The 6861-nt window shown below is 73.7% G+C and carries 4 protein-coding genes; all 4 read right to left on the bottom strand.

Features of this window, described 5'->3' with window-relative positions:
- Positions 1-1770, bottom strand: a 1770-nt coding sequence (locus tag VQ03_RS29170) for an AI-2E family transporter (RefSeq protein WP_245292242.1), incomplete at its 3' end; no start/stop codon positions are given.
- A 163-nt stretch (positions 1771-1933) separates the two neighbouring features.
- Entirely contained in the window at positions 1934-4012 is a 2079-nt protein-coding gene (gene pbpC, locus VQ03_RS29175) for a penicillin-binding protein 1C (protein ID WP_245292243.1), read from the bottom strand.
- Positions 4013-4145: 133 nt separating this feature from the next.
- A complete protein-coding gene (locus VQ03_RS29180) occupies positions 4146-5156 on the bottom strand; it encodes a DUF808 domain-containing protein (protein WP_048454431.1) in 1011 nt (336 codons plus the stop codon).
- Positions 5157-5240: 84 nt separating this feature from the next.
- Positions 5241-6857, bottom strand: coding sequence for an efflux transporter outer membrane subunit (locus VQ03_RS29185; protein WP_245292244.1), 1617 nt, complete (start codon positions 6855-6857; stop codon positions 5241-5243).
- Positions 6858-6861: the final 4 nt, after the last annotated feature.

Here is a 6861-nt window from a genome sequence, read left to right on the forward strand (position 1 = left end):
GCGCCGCACCCGCTGGACGAGGTAGCGCAGATGGGCCGGCGTGCCGCTGATCTCGAGATAGGAGATGCAGATCATCCGCGCGGCGGCCGCATCGAGCGAGCCGATCTCGGCCCGCGACACCGCCTCGAACGGCACCACCCGCGTGCCGAAGCCGTGCTTCGCCAGGAGCTGGGCCAGCATCATCGAGGCGGCCTCGTCCAGCGGTCCGCGGCCGGCGACGCAGAGCACGGCGCCCTCGCGCGTCCACTCCTCCGGCAGCTGGTCGGGGGCCGGGGCGTCCGGCACCGCCGGGGCGGCCTCGCAGGGCACCTCCTCGTCCTGGCGGCCCGACAGGAGGCGGCCGGCGAGGGTCGGGCGCGTGGCCGGCGCCACGTCGTCCCGGTCGGCCAAGTCCTCGATCAGCTCGGCGATGCCGACGCGGATGCGCTCGAGCTGGCTCTCGGTCAGCACGCCGCGGCGGGCATCCGTCGCGGCGAGCTGGAGGCCCTTGAGCGCCACCTCGTCGTAGTAGGAGGAGAGCGAGCACTGGGCGAGGATGGCTTCCGCCAGCTCCTGCGCCTCGTCCGGGTCGTCGGCCAGCATGCGCTGGTAGAAATTCTCGACCGGGGTCAGGGCCGGGCGGTCGCCGAACAGCACGTCGAGGAATTCGAGCTTGTCGACGTGGCGGCCGAGCACGACGAGGCAGACGGTGAGCGGCGTCGAGAGCAGGAGCCCGACCGGGCCCCACAGCCAGGTCCAGAACAGGGCCGAGACCAGCACCGCGAAGGGCGACAGCCCGGTCGAGTGACCATAGACCAGCGGCTCGATGAACTGGCCGACCAGGGGTTCGAGCACGATGAACAGGGCGGCGGTCGCCAGCACCATGTTCCAGCCCGGATCCACGGCGGCAGCCAGCATCAGCGGCAGCAGGGCCGACAGGAAGGCCCCGATATAGGGCACGAAGCGCATCAGCGCGGTGAAGATGCCCCACAGGATCGGGTTCGGCACGCCGATCAGCCACAGCCCGATGCCGATGGTGAGGCCGAACCCGGCATTGAGCCCGAGCTGGACCAGGAAGAACCGGCTCAGGCGCCGCGCCGCGTCGTCCATCGCCACGGTGGTGCGGTGGAGGTCGCTGGAGCCGACGAGGCGGATCATCCGGTCGCGCAGGTCCTCCCGCTGGACCAGGATGAAGATCAGCACCACGAAGACGATGCCGAGGGTGGCGAGCGGCGAAACGACGGGCGCCAGCACCTTCTCGGCCAGTTCCACCGGGCTGGGCTCGCGGTCGCGCATCTCGACCAGCACCGGCTTGTCGGGATTCTGCACCGCGGGCGGCGGAGCGCGCTTGCCCGGATCCGGCTTCTGCTCGGGCTTCTGCTCGGGCGCGCCGGCCTGCTGGATCTGGTGGTTGATGCTGCGCAGGTAGCCGGCGAGGTCGCCGAGCGGCCCGGCCTTCAGGTTCTCGGCCTTCTGGGCGATGGTGCGCTGGTAGCGCGGCAGGCCGGTCGAGAGGTCGGCGACCTGCATGCCGATGAGCCCGCCGAGGCCCGCCACCACCGCGAGCAGCAGCAGCACCGCGACGCCCACGGACGGGATCCGCCCGAGCCGGAGCTTGCGCAGGAGCGCCACCAGCGGGCCGATGACGAAGCTCAGCAGCACCGCGATGGCGATCGGGATCAGGATCTCGCGGCCGAAATACAGGGCCGCCACGATCACCGCCGCGATGACCAGCGGCGCCGCGAGTCCGTCGCCCGGAGTCTCGGCGGCCTGGACCCGGGCCGGCTTCATCGGAAAGATCCGCCTGCGATCGTCTCGCCCATCCGCCATGCGACGTCCACTCGCTCGCGCGCGGCGCACGCCCTCTCGCCACGCTTCCACGGGGGAGGAACGGAGCGGGCGGCGAAACGATCCGCCGGTGACCCTGGGCCATGCTCGCGAAAACGTGTGGGGCCTACTCGATCCGCACCATCACGCTGTCGCTGGCGCCGGTCGCGTCGAGCACCGAGATGCGCACGAAGCCGGCACCGTCGGGCTGCCACTCGGCCTGGCGCCGATCCGATTCGGTCACCGGCAGGCCGCCGACGAGCCAGGTGAGGGGCAGGGTGCCGCCGTGCGCCTTGAGGGCGAGGCCGGCCGGCGTCCCACCTTCCACCCCGAGGTCGATCCGCGCCCCATCCGGCGGGTAGGCGATGCGCAGGCGGTCGGCGGGGCCTCCGTCCCGGCGTAAGGAGCGCAACGGCGGCGGCAGGGTGCTCGTCGTCGCCACCAGGGCATCGCGGGGGCGCGGCACCGGCTCCGGATCGCCGCCGAGGCGCGCGAAGGCATCGAACAGCAGCGGCGCGGCGGCGATGCGCCCGACCAGGCCCGGCACCCCGGCCCCGTCCGGCCGCCCGAGCCACACCGCCACCGTGGTCCGGCGGTCGAACCCCACCGCCCAGGCGTCGCGGTAACCGTAGGACGTGCCGGTCTTGTAGGCGATCCGGTTCGGCAGGGCGCTCTCGGGCGGGGGCGTGCCCCGCAGGGTATCGGCGACGTACCAGGCCGCCACCGGCTCCGCGATGCGCGGCAGGACCGCCGCCTCGGCCGGGACGTCGAGGCGCCGCCTCAAGCCCGGCACCTCGCCGCCGCGGGCGAGCCCGGCATAGAGCCGGGCAAGGTCGGCGAGCGTGATCCCGAGGCCCCCGAGCGCCACCGGCAGGCCGGGCGCGGCATCCTTGGGCAGCACGATGCCGGCGCCGGAGGCGCGCAGGCGGGCGATGAAGCGGGCCGGGCCCACCCGCTCCATCAGCTCCACCGCCGGCACGTTGAGGGAGAGCTGGAGCGCGCGCCTGGCCGTCACCGTGCCCTGGAAGGTGAGGTCGAAATTCTCCGGCGCATAAGAAGCGCCGAACCGGGACGGACGGTCCTCGATCAGGGTCTCGGGATGGGCGAGGCCGGATTCGAACGCCATGGCGTAGACGAAGGGCTTGAGCGCCGAACCCGGTGAGCGCAAGGCCCCCGTCATGTCGATGGCGCCCGAGCGCGTGGCATCGAGATAGCCGGCGCTGCCCACCTGGGCCCGCACCTCGCCGGTGGCGTTGTCGATGACGAGGAGCGCCGCCGACAGGCCGGGCCCGAGGGCCGCCGCCCGCTCGGCCACCAGCGGTTCGAGCCGGGCTTGAAGCCGCGCGTCGAGGGTGAGCCGGTGCACGGCCCGTCCCGGCTCCTGCGCCAGAGCCGCCTCGGCGGCGTGGGGCCCGAGCATCGGGAAGGGCTTTCGCCCGTGCGGCACCGGCTCGGCCTTGGCGGCATTTGCCTCCGCCGCCGGCACCACGCCGCGGGCGGCCGCGATGTCGAGCACCCGGTCGCGGGCCCGGCGGGCGGCGTCCGGGAACCGGTCGGGCCGCCGCCCCTCCGGCGCCTGCGGCAGCGCCACCAGCAGGGCGGCCTCGGCGAGCGTGAGGCGCGCCGGCTCGCGCCCGAAATAGGCGAGGCTCGCCGCCCGCAAGCCCTCGACCGGCCCGCCATAGGGGGCAAGCGCCAGGTAGAGCCGTAAGACCCCGTCCTTGCCGAGGCGCCGCTCCAGGTCGATCGCCCGGGCGATCTGGCGCAGCTTGGCGTTGAGCGAGCGCTCGCCCCGCGGCTCGACGAGGCGCGCCACCTGCATCGACAGGGTCGAGGCCCCCGACACGATCCGCCCCGCCGCGAGCCATTGCCCGGCGGCGCGCAGGAGCGCCCTCGCGTCGACGCCCGGATGCGCCCGGAAGCGCCGGTCCTCGTAGGCGGTCAGCATGGCGAGGAAGCGGGGATAGACGGCGTCAGGCTCCAGCGGCAGCCGCCAGCGGCCATCCGCGGTGGCGAAGGGGCGCAGGAGGGTGCCGGCCCGGTCGAGGACGACGGTGGAACGGGCATTCGCCGCGGCGAGGTCGAGGGGAGGGAGGTGGGCGAGGGTGGACCACAGCCAGGCGGTGGCCGCGAGGGACAGGCCGGCCGCGAGGCTGCCGACGGCCAGGACGACGCGGGGGGTCCTCCGTGTCGTGCATGCTCCCATCCCGGGCCTCGTCCTGCGGTCGGCTCCGACCGATCCTGCCGCACTTCGCGGGCGGGAGCGAGACGGCATCCGGACGGTCCCGTCCGATTCTCGTCCCACAGGTCCGCCCGGCAGGCGCCCGTGGTTCCTTCGCTCACGCTCCCGTCTCGGCGGACGCCTTCCCGGTCAAACCCGTCCTGCCTCTGCGCCCGACGACGCGCGACGCGCCATTGACCAGCATGATCAGCACGCCGCCGACGAGGAGGCCGACGAGGCCCGACGCCGCGGCCGTCACCAGCCACTCGATGACGCCCCTGGCCGACGGAAGCAGCGCCCCCAGGCTCGCCGCGGCGGCGTGCGCCGCGTGCGCCGGGGCCGAGAGGCCGTAGCCTTCGAGGCCGTGCACCAGGATGCCGCCGCCGACCCAGACCATCGCCGCCGTGCCGACGATCGCGAGGAGCTTGAGCAGGAGCGGCATGCCCTTGACCACGCCGCGGCCGATCCCCCGGACGAGGGGGCCGAAGGGCGGTCCCGCCTTGCTCTGGGCGAGGGCGAGCCCGGCATCGTCGGCCTTCACGATGAGCGCGACGACGCCGTAGACCGCCACGGTGATGCCGACGCCGACGATCGCCAGGATCGCCGCCTTCATCCACACGCTGCCCTCCGGCAGGCCGGCGAGGGTGATGGCCATGATCTCGGCCGACAGGATGAAGTCGGTCTTGATGGCGCCCGCCACGCGGCGTTCCTCCAGGGCCGGGTCGTGTCCCGTGCCGGCCTGGTGCTGCTCCTCGTCCCCGTGGGAGCGATGCGGGACCAGGGCCTCGTAGACCTTCTCGGCGCCCTCGTAGCAGAGATAGGCGCCGCCCAGCATCAGGAGCGGGGTGATCGCCCACGGGGCGAAGGCGCTCAGCGCGAGGGCACCCGGGAGCAGGAACAGCAGCTTGTTGCGCAGCGATCCGAGCGCGATCTTGCCGACGATCGGCAACTCGCGCTCGGCCGCGAAGCCGACGACGTAGCGCGGCGTCACGGCCGCGTCGTCGATGACGACGCCGGCGGCCTTCGTCCCGGCTCTCGCGGCTTGCGCGGCGACGTCGTCGAGGGAGGCCGCCGCGCTCCTGACCATGAACGCAACGTCGTCCAGCAGGGCCAACAATCCAACGCTCACGGATCCCCCCAGCCCATCACAGCTTCGCTGAAACGAGCCAGCGCGTCTTTGGCTCCGCGTCGCGATCCATTCGGCCGCCTGTCCTCACAGGAACGGTGCCGGATCCTTCGGGTCGCGCGCCGGCTTCACGTCGCGCCGGTTCCACCAGCCGCCGCCGAGCGCCTGGAACAGGGCCGCGGTGTCGGCATACTGGTTCGCCTGCGCCTGAGCCTGCGTCACCACCGCCTGGAGGTAGGCCGACTGGGTGATGAGCAGCGAGGCGCTGCTGACGGCGCCGAGGCCGAACTGCTTGCGCACCAGCTCCACGCTCTGCCGGCTCGCCCTGACGGCGGCGTTGGCGGCGGCCACCGCGCGGCCGTCGGCCTGGAGGGCGCGCAACGCATCGGCCACGTTCTGGTAGGCGCCGATGACGGTGGCGCGGTACTGCGCCTGGGCCTGGACCAGATTCTCCTCTGCCGCCTGCTGGCGCCGGAAGAGGGTGCCGGCGTCGAAGAGCGGCTGGGCCACGGCGCCGGCGACGGTCCAGAGGCTGGCGGCCGGGTTGAGGAGCGCCGCGAAGTTGGTGGCGCTGGCGCCGACCGCGCCCGAGAGGGTGAATTGCGGCAGGCGGTTGGCCAATGCGACGCCGACCTGGGCGCTTGCCGCGTGGACCGCGGCTTCCGCCGCCTTCACGTCCGGGCGCTGCTCGATCAGGCGCGAGGGCAGGCTCACCGGCAGGGAGCGGGGCAGGTGCAGCGAGGCGAGGGTGAAGGTCTGGCTCACCTCCTCGCTCGGGAAGCGGCCGGCGAGCGCCGTCAGGAGGTTGCGCTGCTGCGACAGCGCCCGCTGCAACGGCGGCAGCAATTGCTGCGACTGGGCCAATAGCGCGGTCTGCTGCACCACGTCGGCGCCCGCGACCTGGCCGGCATCGGACTGCTTGGTGATCAGGGTCAGAAGGTCGGTCTGGGCCTGGATCACCTTCTCGGTCGCGGCGATCTGGGCCCGCAGCGAGGCCTCCTGGATCGCCGCCGCGACGACGTTGGAGGTCAGCGTCAGATAGGCCGCTTCCAGCTGCCAGAGCTGTCCCTCCTCCTGCGCCGCCTGCGATTCGAGCGCCCGGCGGGTGCCGCCGAACACGTCGGGGGCGAAGCTCACCGTCACCTGCGGGGTGACGAGGCTGTAGAGCAGCGCGTTGTTGTTGAGCGGCGATTGCAGGTCGCCGCCCGGGGCCTTGTTGTACGAGGATTGGGCGTTGAACCCGACCTGCGGGAACAATGCTCCGCGCTGCGCCTCGGTGGTGGCCCGCGCCGCCCGGAGCGAGGCCTGGGCGGCTTCCAGGTTCGGGTTGCGGGCGAGCGCCTCCGCCACCAGGCTGTCGAGGGCCTTGGAGCGGAAGAGCGCCCACCACTCGCCCGGCACGTCGCGCCCTGGCGCGAAGCTCTGGCCGATCGCGCCGCCCCGGCGGTCGTCGGCGCTCAGGCCGGGATCCCGCAGGCCCTCCTTGGTGTAGCGGGTCACCGGCGGCGGCGTCGCGCCCTGGAAGTCGGGCCCGACCATGCAGGCCGAGGCCGAGGTGGCGGCGAGCGCCGCCGCCAGGATGCGGGCCGCGGTGCGCGCGGTCGGACGCGGCGCGGCGCGGCCCGGCTCCGGCTCGCCGGCGGCGTCATCCGCGACCCGTCCGCCGGCATCCTGGCTGCCCGCACCCATGCCCCCCGCACCCATGCCC

The organism is Methylobacterium tarhaniae (assembly GCF_001043955.1).
In the GTDB taxonomy this organism is placed as follows: domain Bacteria; phylum Pseudomonadota; class Alphaproteobacteria; order Rhizobiales; family Beijerinckiaceae; genus Methylobacterium; species Methylobacterium tarhaniae.

Bases quoted from the DNA above. Each gene is read 5' to 3' on its own strand.
- pbpC (WP_245292243.1), bottom strand. From the start codon at position 4,012: ATGGGAGCATGCACGACACGGAGGACCCCCCGCGTCGTCCTGGCCGTC.
- VQ03_RS29185 (WP_245292244.1), bottom strand. From the start codon at position 6,857: ATGGGTGCGGGGGGCATGGGTGCGGGCAGCCAGGATGCCGGCGGACGG.